Origin of the sequence: Neisseria sp. Ec49-e6-T10, from assembly GCF_051132615.1 — a bacterium.
Taxonomy (GTDB): Bacteria; Pseudomonadota; Gammaproteobacteria; order Burkholderiales; family Neisseriaceae.
In genome coordinates this window covers 2,818,439-2,843,672 of sequence record NZ_CP152375.1, presented here as the reverse complement: position 1 = coordinate 2,843,672, position 25,234 = coordinate 2,818,439, and the positions used below count along the sequence as shown (strand labels likewise).

Genomic DNA, 25,234 nt, shown 5'->3' with positions numbered 1-25,234 from the left:
ACATTTTTTTCTGCCCTATTCTAATCCATATCGTACAATCTATTTTTTATCTATCTCTCTATTGTTTTTGTCCTATGGAACGCCCACGCCTAGAAATCGACTTAGAAATCTTGCAACAGCAACGCTGGCAGCAAGAACAAGAAGAACAGCAGCGTATAGGGCAAAAACTCCCAGAAGCAATCGAGGATGTGCAAGATCATCTCAATCAAAATAATTTACTTAAAGAGTTTCCCCAAGAACAACAAAAGCAATTAACCGAGGCTTTAGCGGTAGAAGTCGCTAAAAAGAAGCATTTCGATAAAATTGATGGAGTCGGGTTATCCAAAGACGGTAACTATCTGGTTGCCCATATTCGCCATAATGTGGCGGCTCATATCGATATTCGTCAAACTTTAAACTTTGGCACCACAACAAGCTGAACAACAACCAAGCCTATTAGAGCGATCTTTACCTGAACCTAAACGGTTAAATGAAATCAATAAACTCATCCACATCTTTAACGTGAATGAGAAACTGTCTATCTTTAAACCTAAAGAACAGCAGACTTTAATGCAAGCCGTTGGCTTTATTATGAAGTCAATTATGAGTGCATATATTGGTACTGTGCGAATCATCAATTCATAATAAGGATAAAATGAACCTTAGTATAAATATATTTTTACCTTTATAATTTAAAATATTGTTTATACCAAGTAAAGAAATTTATTTTTTATGTTTAAATTAAAAGAACACAAAACAACTGCTTTAATCGAAATCAGTGCTGGAATCACCACCTTTTGTGCCATGGTGTATGTATTAGCGGTTAACCCTGCTATTTTGTCTAATGCAGGTGTGCCTAAAGAAGCTTTATTTACGGCAACGGCTCTTGCTGCCATTATAGGCACATTGGCGATGGCATTTATTGCCAATTTACCTTTCGCCGTCGCACCGGGTATGGGCATCAACGCTTTTTTTGCTTTTGTTGTTGTTTTGCATATGGGTTACAGCTGGCCTCAAGCCATTACAGCTGTTTTGCTCGCCAGCATCATCTTTTTATTATTGTCTTTGTCCCCCTTGCGAGAAAAAGTACTGGCAGATATTCCTGTTAGTTTACAATACGCTGTATGTGGTGGTTTGGGCATCATGATTGCGGGTATTGGGTTGATTCAAGCGAAAGTGATTGATTTAAGCACAGGCTTACCTGCTCTTGGCGATTTCCATCAAAAAGAAGTACAACTGGTGCTTATTGGTATTTTGATTACAGCCATCCTGTTAGCCATGCGTTTTCGTTATGCCCTACTGGCAGGCATTATTTGCTCAACGCTTATTGGTATTCCTTTAAAAGTCACCAATATCGATTTTATTTATCAAAATCAACTATTCAGCATGCCCCCCAGCATCAGCAGCATTGCTTTTCATTTTGACTTTTCTTTGGTGAAATCATTTGATTTTTTATCTGTTGTCTTTGTTTTTGTATTTATTGCTTTGGTAGATAGCTTAGCGGGGTTTTTAGGGTTATTTAGTGTCATGGGAAATGATGGTGCAAAATATCGCCCTAAAATGGGTAAAGCATTTATTGCTGACTCTTTTTCCGCCATCACCAGCAGTTTTTTAGGTGTTTCACCCAATACGGTTTATGGTGAAAGTGGTACAGGCGTTGCTGTTGGTGGAAGAACAGGCCTAACCTCGGTTGTGACGGCTTTATGTTTTGGGTTGGCGCTATTTTGTGCACCTATATTTTTGGCCATTCCGTTTGCTGCTGTTGCACCTGCTTTAATCGTGGTTGGCTGGTACATGCTGGCACCTATAACAAAAATTAAATTTGACGACCCAACTGAATCTTTTCCAGCAATCATTGCGATTGTGTTTATTGGCCTGACTTGGAAAATTTCAGATAGTCTGGCTTTAGCATGGGTTGTGTATATTTTGATGAAAATAGTAACTTTACGTATAAAGGAATTAAATATCACCGTTTGCTTGGTTGGCTGTATATTCATTTTGAAATTACTTTGGTCTATTATCGGATAATACTGAATAAATCTATTAAGACAAAAACAGTGGCTTATAAAAAATAAGCCACTGTTTTTTTACTTCAACTATTTATATGGCTGCTACGCCAATAACACAAATAGCTTCTTTTTGTTTTTTTATCTGTAAGATGGTGATCATTTTGTCATTAATGAATGCGTATACAATTACAAAAAAAATTAAATACAATCAAACAATTGAGATAAAAAATGAGTAAAAACATGTACAAAAAATGATTAATTTTGTATGTTATTTGTCACCAAAATAGAATAAAAATATTTATATTAAATAAAGTTACATATTTGTTAGTACACTATGGGTAATCATTCAATCAATCTGACTGTTTTAATCCATATAACAATTATTATTTCAACATAATGCCGAAATAATGAGTTCTCACCACAAAAAAACACCAAGATAAAAAAACGAATCAAATCGATTTATTTAAACTATAATCATCAACAAAATAAAAAAGTTAATAAAATACAAAATATTAAATAAAAACAAAATCCAAAAATGCAGAAATATAAATTTAAAAAAAACATAAAAATAAAAAAATCTATCAAAAAAATAAATTAATTTAAATATTATATTGGAAAAAATGAAAATTTATCATTAATCTAGCATGCGAGACTCAAATAGAATATTTTGATTCTTAGCTAGCCATTTGTACTTGCTAGTTTTTAAAGATGTTTCATCCATAATTCTCTACTACAAAGGTTCCGTTATATGAATAAAATCATCAAAAAACTAGCCATTACTTCTGGCCTGTTTATTATGGCAAACACCTATGCTGCTGAAATCAATGGTAATATTAATGTGTCTATTAATATAGGTACGGGTTGCCAAATAATGGATTCAACAACAACAGGATCAATTAATAATTTTGGACAACTAAATTTTGGTAGTCACCCAAATTTACTTTCAGTGATTAATGCAAATTCTGTCAATATGAATGCTACACCAGGTTCGCTTACTTTAAATTGTACAACGGGCACTAATTACACCGTTTCATTAGATGATGGACAACATGCTTCATCGGGTCAACGCAGAATGAGCAATGGAACCGATTTTATTGCTTATAATTTATTTAAAGACAACTCCCGCAGTACTGTATGGAATAAAAGCAGTGTGGTCTCTGGCACCAGCACGGCAGGCAACACCAATGTTGATTTAACTGTTTATGGTCAAGTGCCAGCTAATGCAACCACCCCCACCACTGGCGCTTATAACGATACAGTTACCATGACTGTTGCTTGGTAATACTTGCGATTCATTTATAAAAAAATAATGATTAAATTGTCTACAAAAGAGAAAATCAATAATGGGTTATGTAAGCAAAAAAGTGCGGTATTTTACCATTACATTACCCTTCTTTTTTTTATTCAATTCTTTTGTCTTAGCTGATACACAAAATGCTTCTTTTGATGTAAATGCAACGCTCATTGCTTCTTGTGAGGCTGGCACAACAACAGGAGGTGCCACTTCTTTTGGCACCTTAAATTTTGGTGACCAAATTTTTTTAAAACAAGATATTAAAGTGATCGGCACTCAAAATGCTGGCGCCATTAGAATAAAGTGTAACAACAATACCAATTATAAAATTGTGATGGGTAATGGTAATAGTGGTAATGCCCAGCAAAGATTTATGAAAAGAAACAATGCCACAGACCGTATTTACTATAACCTTTATACAGACAGTAACTACACCACCATTTGGGACAGTACGGTTGGGTTAAGCCAAATAGCAACAGGACAAGAACAATGGATTCCTGTTTATGGCATGGTGTATGCGCAAACTACGGTCTATTCAGGCATCTATACTGATGTGATTCCTGTCACAATAAGCTGGTAGTGATGATATGAAAAAATTTTATTTAATTTTATTGATCAGCTTCCTTATATTCACCTGCCCATCGATTTTTGCGGCAGATATCAACAATCAAACAAAACAACAATCATTTACAATAAAAGCAACGATCAATAAAGGCTGTTTATTAACAGATTCTGCCTCATTTGGCTCACTTAATTTTGGTGATAATATATCGGGTTTAAATAGCTCATTAAACACACTTTCCAATGCCTCTTCGGGTGGTTCCATTGTCGTTAAATGTACCCCAAACACCAGTATTTCTATTGCACTTAATACAGGTGCTCATGCGGGCACCAATATTGCAGCAGGTCGCTTTTTATTAAACAGTAATACAAACGAAACATTACGTTATCAACTGTATAAAGATGCATCTTATAGCCAAATCTGGGGAAACAACAGTAATGGCGGCTCAACATTGGCTATTACCACTAATGGGTTATCGCAAGAATTCAAAATATACGGAACTTTATTTTCTACAACAACATTACCCAGTGCAGGTCAATACGCTGACCATATTTTGGTTACGGTGACTTATTAATTTGATCATGATGGAATTTTTATATGACTTATATTAAAGCTTGTTTATTGTATTTAATCTCTTTGTGTTTATCTGCAACTGTCTTTGCTGCGGCATCTGTATTAATCTGGCCAATAGATCCTGTTTTGGAAGATTATCAAAATGCTTCAGCCATCTGGTTGGAAAACAAAGGACAAGAAACAGTTTATTTTCAAGTTAGGGTGCTTGATTGGCAACAAGAAAATAATGAAGACAAACTATCCTCTCAAAAAGATATCACAGTAAGTCCGCCTTTTGCTTTAATTAAACCAAATGAGAAACAACTCATCCGCTTGGTTCGCACACCTTCAGCCAAATTGCCTGAAGGTTCGGAAAAAGCTTATCGAATTTTGGTAGATGAAATTCCTAAAAAAGATACAGATACAAATCAAGACAAAAAAATAACCACAGCGGGCTTACAGTTCCAAATGCGTTATTCGGTTCCTCTATTTTCAAGTGGTAAAAATGTTTGGACAAAAGAAGACTATGAAAATAAACGTGCGCCAGAAACCGTATCTTTACCTAAATTAAGTTATCGACTTATTGACCAAAAGAACCAGCAGTGGCTTGAAATCCATAATAGTGGCTCTGTTCATGCACGTATATCTAATATAACCAATAAATCAACAGTTTTAATGAATGGTTTAGTTGGCTATGTTTTGCCTAGTTCAACTATGCGCTGGGCGATACCCAAACAACACTCAATAAAAGGAAGTGAACAAATCAGTGCACAGGTTAATAATGAAAAACAACCCATGAATTTAATTAAAGAATCACTTTAATAGGTTAATAGTGAAGATTATCAGGCAAAAAATACCTATGCTTGCCCTATTATTAGGTGGTTCCCTATTTCATTTGCCTCTTGTTTATGGGCAAACTGAAAACATTAGCCAAAATAAGGAACAACAATTGCCTGATATGGCGCTATTGCTGGAGTTGGTGATTAATGGTAAACAAACAGGGCAATTGATACCTGTTCATTATCAAGCTGGCCATTATTATATTGCCGCTAATCTTTTGGCTGATGCAGGCTTAGCTATTGAATCGACACAGGAACAAATTGCTGTTGATCTATTGCAAGGTGTCACAGTTGATTATCAAAGTAGTGAACAAAAGCTTCAACTGACGGTACCTATGACATGGCTACCCAAACAAAACCTCACCAATTATATTGCAGAACAAAATATCTTGGCACCATCCAGTAATGGTGCTTTATTCAATTACACTTTATATGCAAATAAAAGCAGTCATGATGACACAAACGGTTATATTTCTGCCTTTACTGAACAGCGTTTATTTGGTCGTTTTGGTGCATTTAATAATGATGGTCTGTATAAATATACTGTAAAAAATGAACAGCTAGATCAAAAAAATGGCTATATTCGTTATAACACTACTTGGAAATATACAGACGAAAAACAAATGATTCGTTATAGCCTTGGTGATGTCATCACAGGTTCATTACCATGGACAAGTTCAGTGCGTTTAGGTGGCATTAAGATTTCCAGAAACTTCTCCAGTAACCCCAGTTTAATTACTTATCCTTTACCAGAATTTTCGGGGCAAGCTGCTGTGCCAAGCACAGTTGATTTATATATTAATAATTATAAAAATAAAACACTTAATGTAGACCCAGGCCCCTTTTCAATTAACAGCCTTCCCTATATTAATGGTGCTGGGGAAGCAGTCATCGTGACAAAAGATACACTAGGTAGAGAAGTGCAAATCACACAACCATTTTATGTAGAAAGTACTTTATTGAAAAAAGGGTTTATTGATTTTGATTTTTCGGCAGGTGCTTTGCGTAAAAACTATGGTATTTCTTCTTCTGATTATGGGGATCTTGCTCTAAGCTCTACCATTCGCTATGGTTTAAGCAATAAATTGACAATAGAAGGCCATACGCAAATGAGTAAGGGGTTAACCACCGCAGGCGCAGGTGTGACGCTCCAGCTTGGCCTATTGGGTGTTTTAAATACATCATACAATAAAAGTTATGCTGACAATAATACTGATGAGGCTAATGAAGTATTCTCTTCAAATAGTAAAGGCCAACAAACCAGTATTGGCTACAGTTATAGCAGACGCTTATTTAGCTTTAATGCTCGAAGAACACAACAAAGTAAAGGTTTTAAAGACTTAAGTTCAATTGATCTGAATACGAATAATCGTTATCATACAGATCAGATTTCGGGCAGTTTATCATTAGGAACATTCGGTTCTTTAAGTGCAGGTTATGTCAATGTTAAAAATTATGATGAGCCTGCTACTCGTTTACTGAACATTTCATACAGCAAATCGCTATTTAAAAACATCAATTTGTACATGACCATGAATAAACAAATTGGAGAACACCGTTACAGTGCGGCCCTTGGTTTATATATTCCGCTAGATACCCAAAGCAATGTCTCTTTAAACAGTACTCGAGATGAAAAAAATCATTACACCCATCGTATTGCTTATGATAAATCTGTACCAACTGAAGGTGGTTTAGGTTGGGGTGTGGGTTACGCCAGTAAAGATCAATCTAATCACGATTATAAAGAAGCTAATTTAACATGGAAAACCCGTCATTTTGAAGCTAAAGCAGGCGTTTATGGCCAAGACAATCATACACTTTGGGCAGAACTAAACGGTTCATTAATTGCAATGGATCATGATATTTATGTAGCCAATAAAATAGATGATTCTTTTGTACTGGTATCAACCAATGGATACGAAAATGTACCTGTTCATTATGAAAACCAATTGATTGGCACCACCAATCACAATGGTCACTTATTGATTCCTGATGTGACAGCCTATTATCAAGGTAAGTATTCAATTAATTCACTGACTTTACCTGCAGATATTAATGTACCCGAAGTTGAGCAGTCTATTGCGATTCGAGAAAACAGCGGTTATTTAATGAGATTTAATTTAACTCAAAATAATGCCATGACGCTTACTTTAGTAGGTGAAGATAAGAATTTCTTGCCTGTTGGCAGTACCATCCAATTAAAAGGAAGTGATTCTATTGAGGCGTATGTTGGCTGGGATGGTATTGTCTATCTGAATCAATTCAAATCAGATAAAAATGATTTAGTGATTACTTGGCCAGATGGCACGAAACAATGCCATGCTCACTTTAGCCAAAACAATGCTCAGGAACCATTACTTTGCTTAGAAAATAAATAATGAAATCATCAATTTTCCATCTATCTAAATTATTGACAGTGATCATTTTCATGATGTTTTTTTATCCTGTATGGGCAGCAGATACATGCAAATTTTCAGCCCAACAAGTCAATTTAGGGTCAAAAAGCTCTTACAATATTGCCACAACTGCAGCAAGTAGCTCAGGGGCAGCAGGCATGAGTTGCTCTGGGCTGTCTATCTCAATTTTAGGCAGTAACGATATCAATGCTAAATTAAGCTCTACGACTAATAATTTGAAACTGGTTAATAGTTTAGGAGACAGTATTCCATATACTTTATATGCAGATCAAGCCTACTCAAAGCCTTTTTTAATAGGCACAAATTTTAGCTATAAGTCGAGTTCTTTATTAAACATAGTTTTGGGTAGCCAAGGTATCACCATTCCTATTTATGTCAAAACGGCCAATAATATTAATGTCAGTGCTGGAACCTATACAGACACTGCCAACTTTATCTGGAATTATGATATTTGTGGGGGGCTGGGCATTGGTGGTTTAATCTGTACAGATTCTTGGACCAGTACAAATGACTCAAAAAAAAGCTCTGTAGCCATTACCTTAGAAGTTACTAAAGACTGCTTGATTGGCAACACACCAGATGTGGATTTTGGTGCTCAAAGCTTTGTTGGACAATTTAACACAAAAGAAAACACCATTACATTAAGCTGTACCGCCCAAGAAGGTTATGTTACTTATTTTTCTGATGGTGCTTATAGTGCCAATGGATGGCGCAGAATGAAAAACAGTACTTCTAATAATTATTTAGAATATAATATTTATCTATACAATAATGATACCGTAGTTTGGAACAGTGCCAACCCTCAAGCAGGAGTTGGTACAGGGACAAATCAAGATATAAAATATAAAGTTAAAATAAACAACCAACAAGCTGAACAGCCTGCTGGTGTTTATACTGACAATATGGTTTTTACTGTTTTTTATTAAAGTAGGTCAATTTTATCGTTGATTAGCAGCTGCTTGTGCTGCAATTGTTGCAATATGAGAATCATAACCACCATGGGCTCCACTGACACCAACTGCACCGATAACCACACCTTCTACTTTAATTGGTATACCGCCCTCTAAAGGTGTCACACCAGGGGTAGCAAGAAAACTAGGCTGACCATTATTGATATATTGCTCAAACTCTTTAGAAGGCGCTTTTAAAAGTGCTGCTGTACGTGCTTTTTCATAAGCAACAGTTGGGCTAACACCTATAGCAAAATCATTTTTTTCTAATGCCACTAACTGCCCACTCACATCGACAACAGCCACGCTAATATGCCATCCTTTTTTTATTGCTTCTTCTTGAGCTGCTTTAATGGCTTGACGGGCTCCATCTAATGATACTGTCTTTTGAGTCAAATAAATTTGCTGTTCATTTTGAATATCATTTTGTGCATAAACGAAACATGACAATACAAAAACGCCAAATATAATGGTTCTTGAAAGTATTTTCTTAATCTGATGGTTCATCATCACCTTTCTATAAAGTGTTTATTCATCACTCTTCAATTAGAATCTGTATTGGCTTGCCTTTGCCAATACATTTTTGAACCAAAAATTAAATGATTACTGGTATATTTAATCGTTTGAAGCCTTAATGCCCACACGTCACTTTGGCGATGTAGTGCCGCAATAGGAAAACGTTTGATATAACGACTTAAGGCCTGTTTTCGCTCATTTGCTTCTAATAATCGAGCCAAAGCCGTAAATTGTATGCCACGAATATCCCTTATTTTAATTGATTGAGAACAAATAGTTCCTGCGATCAAAGGAGAGTCAAGCATCATACTGCCGTGTTTTGTTTTTTGACTGCTTAAAATAATCAAATTTGCATGGTTTTCTTCTAAAACATAAAAACAATTGGCTGCCCACAGAGCTTGATCAGCATATGTTGCAAGGCTTAAAATATGATGTTGATTCATAAAGTCGACAAACTCTGTGGGCATAGAAAACATAACGCAGATTACCTTTGACAATTAAAATAATGATGCCCAAACATGCGAAATCGGCATAATAAGTAATAACGCAGGAAGCATATTGGCAATCGGAAACATTTTAATCCCACAAATACGAAAACCTGTTGCCAACATAATAATCCCACCAACAGCAGAAAAATCTGCCATCATTTCTGCATTGGTTAAAGGCAGAATAAAGATAGCCAACATAGCCAAACATAATTGAATAATAAGCTGAGGAACAGCAATAGTCGCAACGGCATAACCTAGGCTGGTGGCAAAAATTAATGCAGTAAATAAATCAAGTATTGTTTTAATATATAAAATGGAAGGGTCTCCAGTCATGCCTTCTTGCATGGCACCAAAAATGCCTGTACCACTGGCACAAAACAATACTAAAATGGCGACAAATTTTTCAATAAATTCCTCATGAGACAACCCTTCTTGTGGCGGAAAAACCTTGTCGATAATTGTACGCATACTCCCTGCTAAACGCCCAATTCCCTTTTCAACATAGCATATCTCACCAATTAAAGCGCCACATACCACAGCCAATACAACAGCTGGCATATATTTTACTTTTATAATTAAGGTTATCCCCAAACATATTGAAGACAAACCAAATGTCAGCGGTAAAGCAACCCTGACCCTCTCAGGAAGTTTATTGCCTAAAAAAGCCCCAACCAAACCACCTACTACCACAGCTAAACCATTAGCATAAGGACCAATTAACATTTTTCGACACCTTATAAATTTAATATGCACAAAAACGATAGGTCAATCTTTCCAACGCGGAATGTCTTTAATACCTAAGCCAAAAAAATCCAACGCTCTACCAACACTATGTGTCACTATTTGATCAACTGAATCAGGACGATTGTATAGAGCTGGAACAGGAGGGAAAATAATCCCACCCATTTCTGTAATCTGACGCATATTATTAATATGAGCCAAATTTAATGGTGTTTCTCTGGCCATGAGTACCAAACGTCGCCTATCTTTAAGCACCACATCTGCTGCCCTTGTTAACAAATTATCTGTAAAAGCATGGGCAATAGCAGCAAGAGAACGCATTGAACATGGTGCAATCAACATACCAATTGTTTCAAAAGAACCACTGGCAATAGAGGCACCCAGATCATCGATCTGATGAACAACGTCTGCCAAACTGACTACTTCATCTTCGGTATAGTTGGTTTCTAATTGACGTACCTTTTGTGCACCGCGAGAAACAACCAAATGTACTTCAACATCAACTGGTTTTAATAACTCAAGTGCTTTATAGCCATACTGAAACCCTGTTGCACCACTGATGCCCACTACAATGCGTTTTCTTGCCATGATGACTATTCCTTACTCAAAATCAGGTAAAAACTTTTTCACATCAACCTCTTTAAACTTAGATCGTTCAAAATGAGACTTAAGGCTGAATGGAACGGTACAATCAAAAATTGTTTTACATGATGTCCCTACTTCTAAAATACTTGGGCTAAATTGTGGTGTTTGAGAAGGATCCAAAGGATGACATCGAACACCGGGGATGAATACTGTACTGACATCGCCCTGATAACGGGTTTGCATTGCCCATAACACATCATCTGTATCAAAAATATCCACATCTTCATCGACTAAAATGACATGTTTTAATTCAGGAAAGGCAGAAAAAGCCAGTAATGCTGCTTGTCGTTGTCTACCCTCATCAACAACGACTGCTTTTTTAAATTGCATAACAGCAAGCAGTTTGCCACCACCTGAAGTATGAGCAAATACATTAACCAATCTACCTGGCATTGCACGCTCAACCATATCAAGAATACTGGCCTCAGTAGGGATACCAGCCATATTGACGTGCTCTTCTCCTGGTCCAATTGTTGTACGTAAAATAGGATTGCGTCTATGAGTAACCGCTTTCACTTTAATGACAGGAATACTTTCTTTTGCTTCTCCAGTGTAACCTGGAAACTCAGGCATTGCCTTACCTGTATCGGTATTTTGGTCTTCACGAACACGAACATTAGGCAATAATTCCCCTTCAATGACAACCTCAGCGTGCGCAATTGCACGCTCATTTATGGTTAAGCATTTTGTTAATTCAATTGGATAACCACGAATAGCGCCTGCAATACTTAATTCATCAAAACCTAATGGTGTGGTTGGTGGTTCAAAACAAGCCGCCACTTCAATGGCGGGGTCTACTCCTATACTAATAGAAATAGGTAATGGTTTACCTGCAGCTTCGGCTTTTTGACGGAACGCATCAATATGACGACCAGGTGTTAGCCACATAGACAGCTCATCTTTACTTTGAACACAAAGACGGTGAATGGTAATGTCTGACTCTCCTGTTTCTGGGTCAGAGGCATAACATAAACCCATAGTAATATAGGGGCCTGCATCTTCTTCAGTATTTGTTGGTGCTGGCAATAATGTACGCAAGTCAAAATTTGGGTCACTAGCTAAATGAACAACCTCTTGACACACGGCCTTCTCGTTGTCTACAACAACAGGTGCAATCGCTTTTTCTACAGAATCTTTTAATAAAAAACCTAGTCTTTCTGGTGGGTAGTTAAGTAAGTGTCCAACCCGTTTACGTGAACCATTTAGGCCAATTACGACTCGAAAATCTGGAAACCCCTCCACTGTGTTAAACATCATGGCAGGTCCATTTTTTTTAGTTGGACGCATACATGTTCCACCTGCACCTACATAACGATAAACACCTGAAAGCTCCGCTGTAGGGTTTACAGAAACATCAGTGCTAACAAGCTCTCCTGGAATTTGTTCTAAAAGCGCTAATGCTGAACGTAAATCATGGACTTTTTGCTCTTTCATTAATTTAGACATTTTGCATCCTTCTATCTAATGGTTGATTAATTCTTGGATGAGTCTAAATATAGCCAGCTATGATTTTTTTTGAAAATACCGTTTTAAAATACCAAACATATCAAAATAGTATGAGACTATTTTGGTATAATGCTTATACTCAAAAGATATCATTATCAAGCTTATAAATTGATATTAAGCAATGTTAACCAATCAGTTCAATGAGCAATAAAATCTCTTAAGGCACGGAGAATATGGACCTAAAAAGACTTAAATATTTCTGTACGGTTATAGAACATGGGAATATAACCCGAGCGGCAAAAGCATTACATATTTCTCAACCGCCTTTAAGCAAAAGGCTACAAGAACTCGAAGAAGAATTGGGTATTCCTTTGTTTTTAAGAAATGCAGGAAAAATAGAACCTACCCCATCAGGTTTTTTACTCTATAAAAGAGCAAGTAAGATTTTTCAAGAAATTGAAGATGTACAACGAGAGGCTATTTTATTAGCAAAAAATGAAACAAAGACCTTACATATTGGTTTAACTCACCTATTTCAAAGCTACTTTAAAGCGCTTATTTTGGAAATTCATAAAAGACATCCTGATATCAAAATTTCTGTCTCAGTGTCTGATTCAAGCCATTTAGAGCTACTTTTGAATAATGGTTTAATTGATGTAGCATTTATTCAGCGGCCAGATCAAATGAAAAGCTATGATTGTCTTTCATTTAATCCCATTAATCTAGTGGCAGTCGTCAACAATAAGCTTATGAATAATAGCAAGCAAGAGACGATGGTGTTATCTGAACTGACTCGTTTTCCTCTGGTCTTATTGCGTAAAGCAAGCGGTAAAGGAATATTTGAACTTTTGGTTGATCAATTAAGTGTCTATGATCAACAACCAAATATTATCATGAAAATCTCCCAACCGACTGTTATTTTAGAATGGCTTGAGTCTGGGCTAGAGGCTGCCTCTTTATTACCCGAGTCAGAATTACAGGCGATGCCTTTAAAAAACTGTCAGGTCATTAAAATTCTTCCTGTGCCGCAAGTATTCTTTCCATCAATTGTAAAACTCACCACTACCGCACCAATATATGAATTAATGGAAGTATTGGAACAAGGCTATCCCTTTTCTTAAAAGATTGATAAAAGGATACTGTATACCAACGGGCTAATATTTTATTAGCCCATTGATTTCATATTAAAATATTGTCACTTGTATCTACCCGAAAATGCAGTGAAAGCCCCCCTAAAGTAAGTTGTTGCACCATTTGGCTAACAGCCGCACAACAATCTGATAGAACACTGACTTCATATTTTGCTGCGTCCTTTGATAATGCGGTAAAAACAACACAATTTTGAGTCATCATGCCACAAATAAGCAACTCTTCTATCCCTAGTTTCTGCAATGTCGCATCTAATTGTGTTTCAAAAAAGCTGTCTGTAAAATGTTTTGTAATAATAGGTGCATTTGATACAGCAGTTAATAGACGAGGATGTATTTGCACTCCGTGTGTCTCTTTAATAAAAAACATATTGGGTATGTCCTCTTCCACAATGTGTTGAACCAAAAGAATGGGGATGTTTAATGTTTGTGCTTTTTCTATTGCCTGCTCAATATGCCCCAATGCTTCTTCCGCTTGCCACAAAGGAAATTTTCCTTCAGGAAAATAATCATTTTGTACATCAATAATCACCAAAGCTCTTTTCTTCTCTTGCATATTACCCTCCAAATTTATTATCTGTTTGTCAGTAGAAACTGCATTCTAAACAAAAATATTTCAACAAATAAGTGACACGAATGACAATCTTCACTAATATTGGGCCATAATCAATTTATTTATTTTTAATCATGCAAGCACTTACTGTAGCGGTTATTACCTATCATCAATTTAGCCATTTTCACCTTTCTGTTCCCTGTATTGTCTTTGGCACCCAATCCCCTGATATCCCTGAGTTTAAACTGATGATTTGTGCAGCAGAACCCAACCCTGTTAGCACTATGGCCTCTGGTGAGTTAAGCATCAAGACAAACTATGATCTTAAAGATTTAGAACAAGCTGATATTGTTATTGTTCCCTGTTGGCGTGATCCGAAAGAAAAACCGCCACAACCCTTATTAGCTGCTTTAATACAGGCTTATCAACGTGGTGCACAAATTGTTGGCCTTTGTCTTGGTACTTATGTTCTGGCTGCTACTGGACTACTTGATCAGAAAAAAGCATCTACTCATTGGGAGTTTGCTGACGACTTTTCTAGGCGATTTCCATCCGTCCAGCTTGATATGAGTGCTCTTTATATTGAAGAAGATAGGCTTGTGACATCGGCAGGTACCGCTGCTGGTTTGGATTGCTGTTTGCATTTAATCAGACAACGCTATGGGGGACAAATTGCCAATAAAATAGCCAGACGCTTAGTGATTCAACCACACAGGCAAGGTGGACAGGCACAGTTTATTGAACATACAGTTCCTATAAATTCACAAGATGTGCGCTTAAATGATTTACTACAATGGCTCAAAGAAAACCTGAGTCAAACACATACTCTGGACTCACTAGCAAATCGTGTATTAATGAGTCGCAGAACCTTTACTCGCCGCTTTCAAAAAGCAACAGGTATGCCTGTTCACAAATGGTTAATCAACGAGCGTTTACATGTGACTCAATTATTACTTGAAAGCACAAACCATTCTATTGAGCATATTGCAAGAATAGCAGGTTTCAATACGACAGCTTCTTTGAGACACCATTTTCAGATCAATTTTGGGGTTGCACCAATACAATGGCGTCAAATGTTTAAAAGCACACATTAATCATACGGCCTTCTTTTTAAGTAGCCTATATTTTATTAATACAGACGCTTTACTTAATCAAAAAGCCTTCTGACAACACACAACGTCTTGCACGAGAAAAATGGCGGGCACAAATGGCACCTTCGCCTGTTTTACCCGCAATGGTAAAGCTAGTGAAACCTTCACCTTTTAAACCTAAACCGGCATAAGAAGGTGCATTTTTAATAAACATCACTGTTTGTAATGTCTTGGCACAACGCGTTAAATGATCAATATGTTTTGAGTGCATTACTGCCGTATGACGATTTTTTCCACTAATTTGTGCGGCAATATTAATGGCGTTATCAACATCTTTTACACGGACAAAAGGTAAAACAGGTAACATAAGGTCTTGCCAAACAAATGAGTGATGTTCATCTGTTTCAATTATCAATAGTTTGACATCCTGTTGATCATAAACACCTAATAGGTTCAAAATATCTGTTGCTGAGCGTCCTTTTAGCTGGTTCTCACTCATTAATAAATACTCTAGCCTCCTGAGCATATCGGTCTGACTCACGAGATAAGCACCATTCATCACTAAATGATGCAATAAAAAATCTGCTATAGCATCAACAGCGATAATGACTTTTTCTGATAAACAAGATAAATTATGATCAAAACTGGCACCAGAGACAATATGCTCTGCCGCCTGAGCAATTTGTGCAGTTTCATCTACAAGAACAGGTGTATGAGCAGAACCAGTCACAATTAATTTTTTGTCAAAAGGTACAGAAGACAATGCTTCCTGACCTGTTAATAACAATAAATCAATATCATCATGAACAGTTAGTGCTTGTAAATGGTTTTCTGTAAAGATATGAATTAAAAAATCAGGCCCACCTTGTGCCACAATGGCTTGGTTAATAGATAAAGCTATTTGTTGACATATCTGATAAAGCGGCTCAGCCACACCAAAAATAATGGCATTACCTGCACTTAAGGCACTGATGATATTAGACAATAATGCTTCTACCGCATAATAGTAAGGTAAACTAACCAATACCACCCCATAAGGGGAATACTCATGTAATGTTAACCCATCATCCCCTGTATCTACAGTTGCTTCCAAACAATCTAAACCAGGTGTGTAATAACTGATCAAATGAAAACTGGTTACTTTATCCTCACAATTACCCATTTGCGTATTTTGAACAATGGTTTTTGCCCATTGCTCTTGATGAGCACCAATATGCGTTCTAATGGTACAAATTAATTGTTCTCGTTTTTTTAAAGGCAAACCAACAAGCTGATTTTGTGCTTTTTTAGCCGACTTAAGAGTAGCATCAATATTTGTGGCAGCTACAACAGGTGCAGAACCTACATCCTGTACCTGATTTAACACAATGTTGGTGATTAATTGTTGTAATTGCTGAGAATCTAAATTCATATCAATTTAACCTTCACAAGGTGTTTGACTAAATGCTTGTAAGGCATAAAGTGCAACTTCTTCATCTTGGTTTGCCTGCCCACCACTGACACCTATTGCACCAATTATTTGTTCATTGACAACAATGGGTAAACCACCTGATAAAGGCATAATGCGACCATCGCCATTTTGTAATGCGGTTAAAACCATTTCAGATTGTGTAATATCCAATAGCTTTCCAGAAGACATACCAAAAGAAGCAGCTGTGTAAGCTTTATTCAAAGCAGCATTCACACTGACTAAAAGTGCTTTTTCCATACGTTGGTGTAAAACCAAATTAGTGCTGCTGTCCACTACGGCAATGCTCATAGGCACACCAATCTGATTGGCTCTTTTTTGTGCTTGTTTTGCTAAAAATTCTGCCTGTTTTAATGTGACATCAGCACCAGCATGATTCATTACCGCTAATACGGTTTGAGAAATAACCTCAACCAAATCGTTTGGTAATAATGTTTTGCTGTCCATAACTGCTCCGTTATTTTTCTATGGCTTTAAAGCCTTATTCGGTTAAATCAAAAGGTAAACCTTTAACAAGCCTTGCTGCATGGTTTCCTAACTTACGCATTTGAGTATTAGGATATGGTAAATGAACTAAAAACAAAGGCCGATCATCAGGTAATTTTTGATGATGAATCGCAATAGAGCCTTGTTTGTCCACACCAACACCTACTTGTAACGGTGACTCTTGAGCAGCCAATCTGGCTAAATCAACTGCATTTAATGGTTCATTTTGTGCACAAAAATGGTAAGGAACACCTTCTTCTTCCATACCTTCTGCAAGCGCTTTTTTAATTTGCTCTGCATTGTCAGCATGTGCAATAAATACTTCAATCTGTGGTTTCTTGTATACAGGCATCATAAGCGATCTTCTTTATTCGCACTTAATACAAGTCCTGTTGCCACAGCATTACGCGGCCCTAAAACACCGCGTATATTACCTCTACCAGCAACCACGCCATATTGAGATAAAGCATCAGTAACCAGTTGTGGGACTTCAAAATCCAAGGCAGAACCACCCACCAAAACAACATGATCAATGTCTCTTATTTCACCTGTAGGGCTTACTTCACGTAAAGCACGTAAAGTATTCACCACAAAAACTTTACGTTTTGCTTCAATACGCACACGCCGTATTTGCTCTAAAGAATGTTTGGTTGGAATAGGCGCCATATCATCTTCACGCAAAATCACCACTCTAGCAAATACTTCTGGTGACAAAGGTTGATTAAAAAATTGTACGGTACCATCTTCATGTCGTATATGAAACAAACTTTCTACTTTGGCTAAAGGGTATTTTTTAATTTCTTCAGCCAATACATTGTTCTCCAACCCCAACTCAGTATTGATGATCATGGTCACCATATTGCCAGCGCCAGCTAAATGAACAGAGTGCACATTTTTATGACTGTCCATGATAGACGAATCGGTGGAACCTGCCCCCATATCAATAATGGCAACAGGTATTTTTGTGCCTGGTGTGGTTAAAGCACCTTTAATGGCCATATCCGCCTCAACCCCACCGACTTGAACAGGTACATTTAACTGTTCTGAAAGCTCTTGTGCAATTTTTTGCATTTGTAATCTGTCAGCTTGTACCATAGCAGCAATACCGACTGCATTTTCCATTGAAAATTCACCAGCTAAACCACCTTTAACATGTTGTGGGATAAATGTATCTACTGCCAGTAAATCATGGATATAAATATCTTTAGGGTGCGCATTGGTTAAATCAGCCATCACTTGCCGCACCCTCTCCAGCATCCCTCCTGCATGCGTACCTGGTTCCCCTCGAATATCACATAAAGGCTTACACGACTCAAGTACCTGCATAATACTTTGAGCACCCGCATCTACATTGACGCTACGAGTATGTTTACCACCCAAGAAAGTAATTTCCCCTGCGGGAATCACTCTTTCTTTAACATCTCCTGCCAAGGTTTTTAATACAACAGCAGAGCGTGTACCAATTAAAGCTCGGGCAATGGGTACAATCATTTTGGTTTCTTCAGCGCTTAATTCAAATGCGGTGGCAACCCCATATGGATTAGACAAACTTTCCACGACTTTACCAGGAGCGGCTACTTCTACAGCACAACGCACGCCTAAAGGTACTTTTTCAATTAATTTAACTTCATCAACAATTGGGATAATCTTATTTAATCGATTACACACCAACACTCCATCATCTTGCTGCAAAATAGCCGCTTGAATATCAACTAAACGTTCAAACGCTTGATTTATCCTTTGCGCAATATCAGCAAAATCATGGTCTTTAGGCACAACGACAATATAAGGGGTATTTGGCCTAGCTTGGCCCAATTGTTCAAAAGCTATGGTTTGACCAATCCCTAAACCCAAACCACCAGGGGTTTCTGGATTATGGCCAATCATGGTTGATTCGGTAATAATGGTTTCAGTAATGGTTTCCATTGCCACATCGCCAATAACAGGCGCCGCTTCATTAATGGCAATAGATGCTAAATCAGCATATGATGCACCGATTTTATCAAGGGCATTTTTTAAGGAACCAAAAATGCCATGAATATTTTGGCTTGTTCCTTTAACGCCAGTGGTTTTAACAAGCCCATCAGAAACAATTGTCATAGAGCCATCGCTGTTTAACTGCGCAATAGCAGTTTCTGTTGTGGCATTACCAATATCAATCCCAGCGAATAACTTCATATGTTCTACCCAATTTTATGATCAAATAGGCATATTACCGATCAAGCAAAGCAATATGCCCTATTGTATTACCAACATTTAGTTGTTTTTACGTAGCATATCGCGTGTTGCATAGACTTCTGCAGCTTCTCTAACAAAACCTGCATTAATTTTTGCATTGTATTTATTCTCAAGCTCATCAGCAATCGCCAAAAGCTCTTCTTTAGTTGAACGATTTGGGCGTAATGCATTATAAATTTCCAAAACACGCTCATCTGGAATAGCGATAAGTTCTGCTGCTCTACGCATATTACGAGCCAAAGGTGCACGACCTGCTGCCTCACTGATTTGAGCCTGCATTTCTAAAGTTTGTGGAGCAATACGCATGTCTTCTCCAGTTACTTCACCTTTGCACAGTTTTTCCAATGTCAGCTCATCCAGTGCTTTACCTGTTGGTGTACGAACAAGATCAGGTCTTTTTTCGGCAAGCGGATAATCTTGTACAGTTAATTTGCCACCATTAGTGCTGCCAGAGGCAGCATTATTTGCCGCCATTGGGTTATTCAAAGCAGAAAGAACACCCTGTATCACTTTTTGAATATCTATTTCTTGACTCATGGTATGACTTCCTCCTGATTAATTTTGTGAAAACTCAACAAGCTGAGATTTTTTATGACGATCAACATGCTCAGTTTCTTTAATATGCAATAAGGCTGCTGTTGCCTGATATTTTGGACGAGCCATTTGGTCATTACGAACAGGTACAGGATTAGGTGCCTCGCCTTTTGCATATTTAGCCGCATTTTTGCCAATGGCACGATAAGTCTCTAAATCAATTAAAGGTGCTTGCGGAAATAACTCTAAGTTACTCAAAGGAAATAAATCTTTCTGATGAATAACCGCAGTGCCTTTTGACTGAATACCAATGCCCACACCAGAACCACTTAATTTAGCGGCTTCATGAGCAATAAAAGACACATCGGAAGTTTTATACACTTTCACAATACGTGCTTTAACACCTTCCTCTTCAATACCTGCGACAATCTGGCGAATAACCTGATCATGAGGAATACCCAAAATGGTTTTGGTTTGGCTCATCATAAAAGCAGGAGAAACAGCCAAAACGACTTCATCGCTTTGTTTACCTACCTGAGCATCCCCCATCTCTCTCATCTTACCTTGACAGTTTGCAGCAGATGTCGTTTTTTGTGCAGTTGAACCTTGGAGAGGAACATCTTGGCCAGTCAAGCTTTTTAATACACCATCTATGATTTGGCGTAATTCATTTTCATTTACTTGCATCGTTCTATCCTTTTTTGATCTTTATTCAAAGTCTTCTGGACCACGGGCATTAGAAATATTTTTGATTTCCTCCCAGCGCTCATCACTCATGATGTAACCAGTACCGGGGCCTTGATAATCATTCAGATCATTTACAGCACTTTTCACATGGAAACCATCAACAATAATGGCAGAAGTATGCAAGTAATCGCCAGACACGCGTTGTTTGAGCAAATTAAATACTCTATCAGCAATATCGTTAAAACCTGCTTGAACCAAAGCTTTTACAACATCTACCCCTGTTACACCACGTTTTAACATATCTTCTGCTGATTTTAAGTCCTCTACAACATTACGCTCTGGCATGTCTTTACTGCCATGGGCATAGGTTGCAGCTTCAACTTCTGCATCAGTAATTTCTGGCAAACCAAGTTGTTTGAACACGCCTTGCAATACACGGGCTGCTTTATTGCGAATTTTGATCACATCTTCTTCTGCTACTGGGCGTAAACCCCCATCGACTTTTAAGTCACGTTGAATGATGTTGTAATCATCAAAATCTTCTGCATCAAAGTTTGAACCAGCAAACATATTGTCGTAGTTTGGTGTGGCACTATAACCTGAGAAAATAAAATCTGTTCCTGGTAAAATTTGCATTAATGCTCTTGCTGTACGGCGCATATCAGAGTGAGAGAAGGTTTGGTCATTACCAGAGGCAACCTCTAAATCCAGCATAGTGGTAATAAGGTTTTCCGCCAACACTGCACGAATGCCTGAAGGCACTGCACCAGGCACCCCGATACAACTGATTGAACCATTTTGTAGGCCTTGCACCCCTGCACCTTTAGTAATAAAGATACAACGAGCTTCCAGATACAACATGGATTTACCTTCCGCATACCCCATTTGTACTTCTGAGCCTGTACCCGAAGTAAAACGCATTTTTAAACCACGAGAAGCATAAGCAGATGCTAAAAATGATTTAGACCAAGGCGTATCATCACCATCAACAAACACTTGCTCTGTACCGTAAACAGACACCGTTTCTGCATAAGCAGTTAAGCCACGCATCCCTAACATTAATTCTGTTGCTTCTTCTACAGAACACTGGGTCAAAATACCACCACGACCAGTTTGAGAACCCACTAATAAAGATAATGCATTAAATGGTGCATAGCGAACAATTCCGACTGTTGTTTCTTGCTCGTCAAACCCACGAAGTGCCGCTTCTGCTGCATCAGCCGCAATTTGTACTGGATTATCTTTAATATTAGTGACATGACATTGATTAGATGGGGTTTTACGAGCGCGCATTTTTTGCATGGCCATCATCATTTCAACCACATTCATAAAACCCAATACTTCACAAATTTTGGCTGGTGTCATTGCTGTAGTCAGCGGCACCAAATCCTTACGAGGAATATTGACATCACAAAGCATGGCAGCAAATTTTTGTGAAGGTATCGCCATTGCTTCTTCAGAGCGGGATAAATTAATCGCATAATCAGCAATAAAGCGATCATTAAAGTCAAACTCTTCACGACGTTTGCCGTCTAATTCAACTACTTTTCCATTTTCAATACGAATACTGGGTTTAGGATCGTTTGGGCCATTCATGGCAATAAAGCCAACTTCTGGCCACTCTTTAACAAAACCATCCTGATTAACTGGGCGATTGGCAAGAACCTCAAAACGTTTGGATTTCATATTATTCTCCTGTCAGGAAAGGTTAAATATAAGGTGTCGTAGTAGATTTAGGCTCACTACCCATCGCACCCAATAATTTCAACCCAACTTCCCTAGCAGAAATCACCGCTTGACGCACCGCACCCGAATCACCAGAAATCATTAAAATGGCCTCATTACTAAAACTTGTGCCACCATTGCCTGGTGAACCATACCCAACGACATCAACTTGAGCGGCTTTAATTGCTGTATCGGCCATGACCACACCAATTGCAGCTGGACCACCAACAATCAAACCGAATGCTTTATTAATTGGCGCATTAAATGCTTTATTGCATGCATGGCTGGCGCGAGCAGTATATTGAAACTCTAAATGTCCTGCCTCATTACCATACACGTCTCCCATGGTGCGGTCTATTTCAGCTAAAGCGACTTCAACTGCACGATGCGCATCGGCTACATCATCTGAGCCAAAAATAATTAAAGAACCATGACCTGCACCACCTTCTGTATCTCTTGGCAACTCAATAGACAACACATCTACATTACATGCCTTAACCGCCTCGTCTGCGGCTAAAATTTGTGGGCCAGCACCAGTACGTGCACCGAGAATACCTAAAGCGCGATAACGCTTATCCAATTTCATAAAAGAATGTAAAGAAGAGTCGACATTTGGAATGACCAAACCAATTGTGTGCCCAATTGCTGTGCCAACGAATTCTGGCATAGCCAATGCAGCTTGAGCATTTGGTGCATTTTTAGCCGTATCATCAGATGTTTTATTGCTTTCCTGAATTCGCCTGGTTACTTCTGCCATTACTTGATTGATGAGATTTTCTTGCATGCTGTCCACCCTTATGTAGTATGTGATCACATGATATTAAAGACATTTCAACAAACTATTAATAACCTGTTTTCAACAAATATCTTAACGGAATTTTCGTATATAGATTTTTTCACATTTCAGGAATACAAAGTTTGATTTTCATCAACTTCATGGGCAGCAAAGAATAATATTTCAAATATACGGAAATATAAATAGTTTTTATAGAACAAAAACATTAATGAATCAAAATAACAAATATGATAAAAAAAGAACGGCTAAAACAGCCGTTCTTATCACGCTCAAAATACAATTCAGTATCTGTTTACTGTTGACTACTTGATTTTAACCAATTATCTATTTCACTTTTGTGTTTTTCATAAAATATTTTTGCGCCTATTTCTGGGTTTTGATCTGCTTGTACATCACCCATTAATTCATACAATAAAGATTCGTCTAAAACAAAAGCACCAAAAAACTTAACCAGCTCAGGTTGTTCTTGTGTAAATCCTTTCTTGGCAACAATTTTTATTTTATCGGTAGGATAAACATTTTTAGGGTCTTGCAATGTTTTTAACTTATAATCATTCCACATAAAATGCGGTTTCCAGCCAGTAATCACAATAGGTTCGTTTTTTGAAATGGCTTTTTTCAATGCAGTGATCATTGTCGTTTCAGACGAAGTTACTTGTTGGAAATCTAATTGATACGTTTTTATTGCAGCTAATGTATTGGTATGAATACCTGAACCTGAACCAATACCATAAATTTTACCGTTAAATTGTCCTTTATTGGCATTTAACTGTTCAATCGAATCAATGTTCACATAATCTGGCACAACCAAACCCGTTGTCCCATTTTCAAAAATGGTGCCAATAACATCCAACTGTGCACCATATTTATCCCAATAATCTTTATGTGTATATGGTAACCATGCATCCATATACACATCTGCATCTCCCTTAGAAAGAGAAGCATAAATCAAACCTGGCTCCAAACGTTTTAAATCAACTTTATAGCCCTTCTCTTCCAGCACAACTTTGCTTAAATAAGTCACTGCTACACCTTCTGCCCAACTGGGATACAAAATGGAGACTTCCTTTTGCTCTTTTGCTGTTGTGTTTGAAGTTGTTGAGCCATTGTCTGAACAAGATGCCACTAAAAAAACACAACAAACCATAACAAAAATACTGATTATTTTTTTCATAAACATAACGCTCCTATAAATACTTTTATTTATTTTTCTTACCTAAAGACTGAGTGGCCCGATCCAATATAATCGCCAAAATCACAACGCATAGCCCAGCTTCAAAACCTAAAGCGATATTGGCCTGTAAAATACCGGTATACACACTTTCACCCAATCCTCCCGCGCCGACCATAGAAGAAATCACCACCATAGATAATGCCAACATAATGACCTGATTGACCCCAGCTAAAATAGTGGGCATGGCTAATGGAATTTGTACCTTAAATAAGGTTTGTGTACTGGTACAACCAAAGGCAACAGATGCTTCAACTATTTGAGGAGGAACCTCTTTGATGCCAAGGGAAGTCATTCTGACAGCAGGAGGCAATGAGAAAATAATGGTTGCAATCACGCCGGGCACATTACCAACAGAGAAAAATAAAATAGCAGGAATCAAATACACAAAAGCTGGCATGGTTTGCATAAAATCAAGTAATGGTCGTACAATAAAATTTACTTTACTCTGCTTGGCGCACCATATTCCTAGAGGAATACCAATCATTAAAATAATGACAGTAGAAACCAGTACCAACACTAAAGTATCGATTGCCTCTTGCCAAAACCCCATCCAATAAATAAGCAAAAGCCCCAATAAACAAAAAAGAGGTAAGCCCAATGTTTCTTTTAATCGTGTTTTATTGAACGATAATTTACTTCCCCTACATTTCAAAAGAAACATTATAACGGTCAGTACGGCAATGATGAGAAAGGGTGAAACAGCTAATAGAAGGCTTTGTAGTGTATCAACGGAGAATTCAATCAATTTTGTCATTTGATGAAATACGGGTTCGCCTATTTTAGACAACCACTCAACAAATTTTTCAACATGTGTTCCTATATTTAATTTATTCATT

At 37.5% G+C, this 25,234-nt stretch carries 27 protein-coding genes; 11 read left to right on the top strand and 16 right to left on the bottom strand.

The window, feature by feature from the left end; translation table 11 throughout:
- Positions 1-74 precede the first annotated feature (74 nt).
- From AADH04_RS14165 to AADH04_RS14125, 9 genes are all read left to right on the top strand, one after another.
- Complete coding sequence (locus AADH04_RS14165) at positions 75-419, top strand: hypothetical protein (protein WP_434777922.1); 345 nt, start codon at positions 75-77, stop codon at positions 417-419.
- The gene (locus AADH04_RS14160; RefSeq protein ID WP_434777921.1) at positions 400-624 is read left to right on the top strand and encodes a hypothetical protein; all 225 of its coding nucleotides are present in this window, start codon (positions 400-402) and stop codon (positions 622-624) included. Before AADH04_RS14165 ends, AADH04_RS14160 begins: the two co-directional genes overlap by 20 nt.
- A gap of 87 nt (positions 625-711) precedes the next feature.
- Positions 712-2,007: an NCS2 family permease gene (locus AADH04_RS14155; protein ID WP_434777920.1), complete on the top strand. Its 1,296-nt coding sequence runs from the start codon at positions 712-714 to the stop codon at positions 2,005-2,007.
- A 729-nt stretch (positions 2,008-2,736) separates the two neighbouring features.
- Positions 2,737-3,270, top strand: coding sequence for a Csu type fimbrial protein (locus AADH04_RS14150; RefSeq protein ID WP_434777919.1), 534 nt, complete (start codon positions 2,737-2,739; stop codon positions 3,268-3,270).
- A 61-nt stretch (positions 3,271-3,331) separates the two neighbouring features.
- Positions 3,332-3,862, top strand: coding sequence for a Csu type fimbrial protein (locus AADH04_RS14145; protein ID WP_434777918.1), 531 nt, complete (start codon positions 3,332-3,334; stop codon positions 3,860-3,862).
- A gap of 7 nt (positions 3,863-3,869) precedes the next feature.
- Positions 3,870-4,418, top strand: a complete 549-nt coding sequence (locus AADH04_RS14140) for a Csu type fimbrial protein (protein WP_434777917.1) — start codon at positions 3,870-3,872, stop codon at positions 4,416-4,418.
- A 23-nt stretch (positions 4,419-4,441) separates the two neighbouring features.
- On the top strand, positions 4,442-5,218 hold the full coding sequence (locus AADH04_RS14135; RefSeq protein ID WP_434777916.1) for a fimbrial biogenesis chaperone: 777 nt from the start codon (positions 4,442-4,444) through the stop codon (positions 5,216-5,218).
- A 37-nt stretch (positions 5,219-5,255) separates the two neighbouring features.
- Complete coding sequence (locus AADH04_RS14130) at positions 5,256-7,613, top strand: fimbria/pilus outer membrane usher protein (RefSeq protein ID WP_434777915.1); 2,358 nt, start codon at positions 5,256-5,258, stop codon at positions 7,611-7,613.
- Positions 7,613-8,578 carry a Csu type fimbrial protein gene (locus tag AADH04_RS14125; protein ID WP_434777914.1) on the top strand — a complete coding sequence of 322 codons (966 nt, stop codon included), beginning with the start codon at positions 7,613-7,615 and terminating at the stop codon, positions 8,576-8,578. The genes AADH04_RS14130 and AADH04_RS14125 overlap by 1 nt, the downstream gene beginning before the upstream one ends.
- A 12-nt stretch (positions 8,579-8,590) precedes the next feature.
- Here AADH04_RS14125 and AADH04_RS14120 read toward each other — a convergent pair whose 3' ends face one another.
- Genes AADH04_RS14120 through AADH04_RS14100 form a run of 5 tightly spaced genes read right to left on the bottom strand, consistent with a single transcriptional unit; the run spans position 8,591 to position 12,438 of the window.
- Positions 8,591-9,112: a GlcG/HbpS family heme-binding protein gene (locus AADH04_RS14120; protein WP_434777913.1), complete on the bottom strand. Its 522-nt coding sequence runs from the start codon at positions 9,110-9,112 to the stop codon at positions 8,591-8,593.
- A 32-nt stretch (positions 9,113-9,144) separates the two neighbouring features.
- Positions 9,145-9,594, bottom strand: coding sequence for a hypothetical protein (locus AADH04_RS14115; RefSeq protein ID WP_434777912.1), 450 nt, complete (start codon positions 9,592-9,594; stop codon positions 9,145-9,147).
- A gap of 21 nt (positions 9,595-9,615) precedes the next feature.
- Positions 9,616-10,329: a DUF554 domain-containing protein gene (locus tag AADH04_RS14110; protein WP_434777911.1), complete on the bottom strand. Its 714-nt coding sequence runs from the start codon at positions 10,327-10,329 to the stop codon at positions 9,616-9,618.
- A 42-nt stretch (positions 10,330-10,371) separates the two neighbouring features.
- The gene (locus AADH04_RS14105) at positions 10,372-10,935 is read right to left on the bottom strand and encodes a UbiX family flavin prenyltransferase (RefSeq protein ID WP_434777910.1); all 564 of its coding nucleotides are present in this window, start codon (positions 10,933-10,935) and stop codon (positions 10,372-10,374) included.
- A 12-nt stretch (positions 10,936-10,947) separates the two neighbouring features.
- Positions 10,948-12,438 carry a UbiD family decarboxylase gene (locus AADH04_RS14100; protein WP_434777909.1) on the bottom strand — a complete coding sequence of 497 codons (1,491 nt, stop codon included), beginning with the start codon at positions 12,436-12,438 and terminating at the stop codon, positions 10,948-10,950.
- A 233-nt stretch (positions 12,439-12,671) separates the two neighbouring features.
- Here AADH04_RS14100 and AADH04_RS14095 point away from each other — a divergent pair, with 233 nt between their 5' ends.
- Positions 12,672-13,559, top strand: a complete 888-nt coding sequence (locus AADH04_RS14095) for a LysR family transcriptional regulator (protein WP_434777908.1) — start codon at positions 12,672-12,674, stop codon at positions 13,557-13,559.
- 58 nt (positions 13,560-13,617) lie between these two features.
- On the opposite strand, the gene AADH04_RS14090 is transcribed toward AADH04_RS14095, so the two are convergent.
- Positions 13,618-14,142, bottom strand: coding sequence for a cysteine hydrolase family protein (locus AADH04_RS14090; protein ID WP_434777907.1), 525 nt, complete (start codon positions 14,140-14,142; stop codon positions 13,618-13,620).
- A gap of 131 nt (positions 14,143-14,273) precedes the next feature.
- Here AADH04_RS14090 and AADH04_RS14085 point away from each other — a divergent pair, with 131 nt between their 5' ends.
- Positions 14,274-15,233 carry a helix-turn-helix domain-containing protein gene (locus AADH04_RS14085; protein WP_434777906.1) on the top strand — a complete coding sequence of 320 codons (960 nt, stop codon included), beginning with the start codon at positions 14,274-14,276 and terminating at the stop codon, positions 15,231-15,233.
- Between the two features lie 49 nt (positions 15,234-15,282).
- Here the strand turns inward: AADH04_RS14085 and AADH04_RS14080 are convergent, their stop codons facing one another.
- From AADH04_RS14080 to AADH04_RS14035, 10 genes are all read right to left on the bottom strand, one after another.
- The gene (locus AADH04_RS14080) at positions 15,283-16,641 is read right to left on the bottom strand and encodes an aldehyde dehydrogenase (protein ID WP_434777905.1); all 1,359 of its coding nucleotides are present in this window, start codon (positions 16,639-16,641) and stop codon (positions 15,283-15,285) included.
- A 6-nt stretch (positions 16,642-16,647) separates the two neighbouring features.
- Positions 16,648-17,145 (bottom strand): GlcG/HbpS family heme-binding protein, encoded by a 498-nt coding sequence (locus AADH04_RS14075; protein WP_434777904.1) that lies wholly within the window; start codon positions 17,143-17,145, stop codon positions 16,648-16,650.
- Positions 17,146-17,179: 34 nt separating this feature from the next.
- Entirely contained in the window at positions 17,180-17,539 is a 360-nt protein-coding gene (locus AADH04_RS14070; protein WP_434777903.1) for a glycerol dehydratase reactivase beta/small subunit family protein, read from the bottom strand.
- Entirely contained in the window at positions 17,536-19,362 is a 1,827-nt protein-coding gene (locus AADH04_RS14065; protein ID WP_434777902.1) for a diol dehydratase reactivase subunit alpha, read from the bottom strand. Before AADH04_RS14065 ends, AADH04_RS14070 begins: the two co-directional genes overlap by 4 nt.
- Before the next feature lie 78 nt (positions 19,363-19,440).
- Positions 19,441-19,959, bottom strand: a complete 519-nt coding sequence (locus AADH04_RS14060; RefSeq protein ID WP_434777901.1) for a diol dehydratase small subunit — start codon at positions 19,957-19,959, stop codon at positions 19,441-19,443.
- A gap of 18 nt (positions 19,960-19,977) precedes the next feature.
- Positions 19,978-20,643, bottom strand: a complete 666-nt coding sequence (locus AADH04_RS14055) for a propanediol/glycerol family dehydratase medium subunit (protein ID WP_434777900.1) — start codon at positions 20,641-20,643, stop codon at positions 19,978-19,980.
- Between the two features lie 21 nt (positions 20,644-20,664).
- Entirely contained in the window at positions 20,665-22,329 is a 1,665-nt protein-coding gene (locus tag AADH04_RS14050; RefSeq protein WP_434777899.1) for a propanediol/glycerol family dehydratase large subunit, read from the bottom strand.
- Between the two features lie 22 nt (positions 22,330-22,351).
- Entirely contained in the window at positions 22,352-23,152 is an 801-nt protein-coding gene (gene pduB, locus AADH04_RS14045; protein ID WP_434777898.1) for a propanediol utilization microcompartment protein PduB, read from the bottom strand.
- A gap of 304 nt (positions 23,153-23,456) precedes the next feature.
- Positions 23,457-24,338, bottom strand: a complete 882-nt coding sequence (locus AADH04_RS14040) for a glycine betaine ABC transporter substrate-binding protein (RefSeq protein ID WP_434777897.1) — start codon at positions 24,336-24,338, stop codon at positions 23,457-23,459.
- Between the two features lie 25 nt (positions 24,339-24,363).
- Positions 24,364-25,233 (bottom strand): ABC transporter permease, encoded by an 870-nt coding sequence (locus AADH04_RS14035; RefSeq protein WP_434777896.1) that lies wholly within the window; start codon positions 25,231-25,233, stop codon positions 24,364-24,366.
- Position 25,234: the final 1 nt, after the last annotated feature.

Coding starts and splice junctions, on each gene's coding strand:
- AADH04_RS14085 (WP_434777906.1), top strand. CDS start 14,274: ATGCAAGCACTTACTGTAGCGGTTATTACCTATCATCAATTTAGCCAT.
- AADH04_RS14090 (WP_434777907.1), bottom strand. CDS start 14,142: ATGCAAGAGAAGAAAAGAGCTTTGGTGATTATTGATGTACAAAATGAT.
- AADH04_RS14040 (WP_434777897.1), bottom strand. CDS start 24,338: ATGAAAAAAATAATCAGTATTTTTGTTATGGTTTGTTGTGTTTTTTTA.
- AADH04_RS14130 (WP_434777915.1), top strand. CDS start 5,256: ATGCTTGCCCTATTATTAGGTGGTTCCCTATTTCATTTGCCTCTTGTT.
- AADH04_RS14035 (WP_434777896.1), bottom strand. CDS start 25,233: ATGAATAAATTAAATATAGGAACACATGTTGAAAAATTTGTTGAGTGG.
- AADH04_RS14165 (WP_434777922.1), top strand. CDS start 75: ATGGAACGCCCACGCCTAGAAATCGACTTAGAAATCTTGCAACAGCAA.
- AADH04_RS14110 (WP_434777911.1), bottom strand. CDS start 10,329: ATGTTAATTGGTCCTTATGCTAATGGTTTAGCTGTGGTAGTAGGTGGT.
- AADH04_RS14050 (WP_434777899.1), bottom strand. CDS start 22,329: ATGAAATCCAAACGTTTTGAGGTTCTTGCCAATCGCCCAGTTAATCAG.
- AADH04_RS14125 (WP_434777914.1), top strand. CDS start 7,613: ATGAAATCATCAATTTTCCATCTATCTAAATTATTGACAGTGATCATT.
- AADH04_RS14120 (WP_434777913.1), bottom strand. CDS start 9,112: ATGATGAACCATCAGATTAAGAAAATACTTTCAAGAACCATTATATTT.
- AADH04_RS14075 (WP_434777904.1), bottom strand. CDS start 17,145: ATGGACAGCAAAACATTATTACCAAACGATTTGGTTGAGGTTATTTCT.
- AADH04_RS14115 (WP_434777912.1), bottom strand. CDS start 9,594: ATGTTTTCTATGCCCACAGAGTTTGTCGACTTTATGAATCAACATCAT.
- AADH04_RS14095 (WP_434777908.1), top strand. CDS start 12,672: ATGGACCTAAAAAGACTTAAATATTTCTGTACGGTTATAGAACATGGG.
- AADH04_RS14135 (WP_434777916.1), top strand. CDS start 4,442: ATGACTTATATTAAAGCTTGTTTATTGTATTTAATCTCTTTGTGTTTA.
- AADH04_RS14060 (WP_434777901.1), bottom strand. CDS start 19,959: ATGAGTCAAGAAATAGATATTCAAAAAGTGATACAGGGTGTTCTTTCT.
- AADH04_RS14155 (WP_434777920.1), top strand. CDS start 712: ATGTTTAAATTAAAAGAACACAAAACAACTGCTTTAATCGAAATCAGT.
- AADH04_RS14055 (WP_434777900.1), bottom strand. CDS start 20,643: ATGCAAGTAAATGAAAATGAATTACGCCAAATCATAGATGGTGTATTA.
- AADH04_RS14070 (WP_434777903.1), bottom strand. CDS start 17,539: ATGATGCCTGTATACAAGAAACCACAGATTGAAGTATTTATTGCACAT.
- AADH04_RS14150 (WP_434777919.1), top strand. CDS start 2,737: ATGAATAAAATCATCAAAAAACTAGCCATTACTTCTGGCCTGTTTATT.
- AADH04_RS14100 (WP_434777909.1), bottom strand. CDS start 12,438: ATGTCTAAATTAATGAAAGAGCAAAAAGTCCATGATTTACGTTCAGCA.
- AADH04_RS14065 (WP_434777902.1), bottom strand. CDS start 19,362: ATGAAGTTATTCGCTGGGATTGATATTGGTAATGCCACAACAGAAACT.
- AADH04_RS14105 (WP_434777910.1), bottom strand. CDS start 10,935: ATGGCAAGAAAACGCATTGTAGTGGGCATCAGTGGTGCAACAGGGTTT.
- AADH04_RS14145 (WP_434777918.1), top strand. CDS start 3,332: ATGGGTTATGTAAGCAAAAAAGTGCGGTATTTTACCATTACATTACCC.
- AADH04_RS14080 (WP_434777905.1), bottom strand. CDS start 16,641: ATGAATTTAGATTCTCAGCAATTACAACAATTAATCACCAACATTGTG.
- AADH04_RS14140 (WP_434777917.1), top strand. CDS start 3,870: ATGAAAAAATTTTATTTAATTTTATTGATCAGCTTCCTTATATTCACC.
- pduB (WP_434777898.1), bottom strand. CDS start 23,152: ATGCAAGAAAATCTCATCAATCAAGTAATGGCAGAAGTAACCAGGCGA.